This is a genomic window from Roseateles sp., from assembly GCF_049240545.1.
Taxonomy (GTDB): Bacteria; Pseudomonadota; Gammaproteobacteria; order Burkholderiales; family Burkholderiaceae_C; genus Paucibacter_A.
Map to the genome: position 1 here is coordinate 1 of NZ_JBMLSK010000002.1, position 1,293 is coordinate 1,293.

At 60.2% G+C, this 1,293-nt stretch carries 4 protein-coding genes; 1 reads left to right on the plus strand and 3 read right to left on the minus strand.

What is annotated here, in order from left to right; translation table 11 throughout:
* The 3 genes from ACOVRJ_RS00070 to ACOVRJ_RS00080 all read right to left on the minus strand — a co-directional run.
* A partial coding sequence (locus ACOVRJ_RS00070; RefSeq protein WP_422041871.1) for a winged helix-turn-helix transcriptional regulator occupies positions 1-106 on the minus strand: 106 nt, incomplete at its 3' end.
* A 100-nt stretch (positions 107-206) separates the two neighbouring features.
* A complete protein-coding gene (locus ACOVRJ_RS00075) occupies positions 207-464 on the minus strand; it encodes a DUF2442 domain-containing protein (RefSeq protein ID WP_422041868.1) in 258 nt (85 codons plus the stop codon).
* A gap of 16 nt (positions 465-480) precedes the next feature.
* Positions 481-735, minus strand: coding sequence for a DUF4160 domain-containing protein (locus ACOVRJ_RS00080; RefSeq protein WP_422041869.1), 255 nt, complete (start codon positions 733-735; stop codon positions 481-483).
* Between ACOVRJ_RS00080 and ACOVRJ_RS00085 the strand changes: the two genes are divergently transcribed.
* The coding region (locus ACOVRJ_RS00085; protein ID WP_422041870.1) for a hypothetical protein at positions 734-1,293 on the plus strand (560 nt) is incomplete at its 3' end. The genes ACOVRJ_RS00080 and ACOVRJ_RS00085 overlap by 2 nt on opposite strands.

The window sequence follows — 1,293 nt, forward strand, 5'->3', positions numbered from 1 at the left end:
GCAGCAGGTAGTTGGCCTTGCCCAGGCTCACGCCCAGCATGTCGGCCAGTTGCCGCTGGCTGAGGTCTGGCTGCTGTTCCAGCGCGCGCAGCACCTTGAAGCGCATCTCTTCCTGGATGCGGGCGCTGCGGGGGGTGGGGGCGGGTGAAGGGGATTGGGGCACGGGGTGGGGCTGGCCTGCCTGATGAGGCAGGTTTCCAATGAAGTCACGGGTTGGTAGTCAGTTCTGGTTGCAGTGCATGCCCACGATCAAACAGAGTCTCCGGGGCGATATCGAGATTTCCGGGCCAACACACCGTGTCGTAGGCGACGTAGGCCTGTTTGAAGAGCTCGGGGTCTCGCAGCCGCGCGAACAAGCCCTTGGAAAGATAAGGGCTCACGTCAAAAACCTTGCGCTCGCCGTTGTTGAACAAGATGTTCAATTTGTACCCATCGAGGGTGTCTACCGATACGACACGTTCCATCAACTGCTCCCGGGTGTTAACGCAAAGGATCGATTGGCAGCGGCGCTTCACCATTGACAGCCAACTGCCAGTCCGCGATCAGGTCGTCTCGGTGGATTTCTATCCATGCCTGGACAAGGCGCGACTTGCTCAAAGAAATGCTCCCTGACAGGAGTGCGCCATCGAGAATCGAAAACGAAGCTTCTGCGCATTGATATCGCGCGTGGATGTGCGGGAGCTTGTGGCGTTCGTCATCGAAGAAGTACATGTAGATGACGATGCCGTAGAACATGCTGATGGTCGGCACAGCGAGCGTGCTGCGTCAAAAGCGCATCTCTTCCTGGATGCGGGCGCTGCGGGGGTGGGAGTGGTGTGCGACAAGGGCGGGGGGTCTGGAAGAGACGCTGCTGAAGGCGGAGTGCCGCTTGGGCACGCTACCGCCGTGCCGCTGCAGTTTTGCTGCGGCACGGCGCGGGTTCTGGTGGCTGTTGGTGACGGACTGCCGGGCGAGCCAGGCCGGACGGTCGGGCCGTTCGGCGCGCTGGGGCTTCAGTCCGCCACTATGGTTCAGATTTGAACATGGCGCGGGTTATCCGACCGACGCCGAGTGGAAAAACTTCAAAATGTGGCAGATAGCCATAGCCTTAGGCTCCATGGCGCTGCTGCGGCTGCATCAGTTCCAGAAGAAACTCAGGGGCGAAACCGGCTCCGTTGCCCCAGACCACCGTACCCAACTCATCGTCTTGCCGGGCAGTGGCAAACAGCGCCTCATCCTTCAAGGTCTCGAACATCTCGCCCCACAACTGATCGAGCAGGCAGATTTCACCGGCCACGCCGTTGTTGAAGCTAA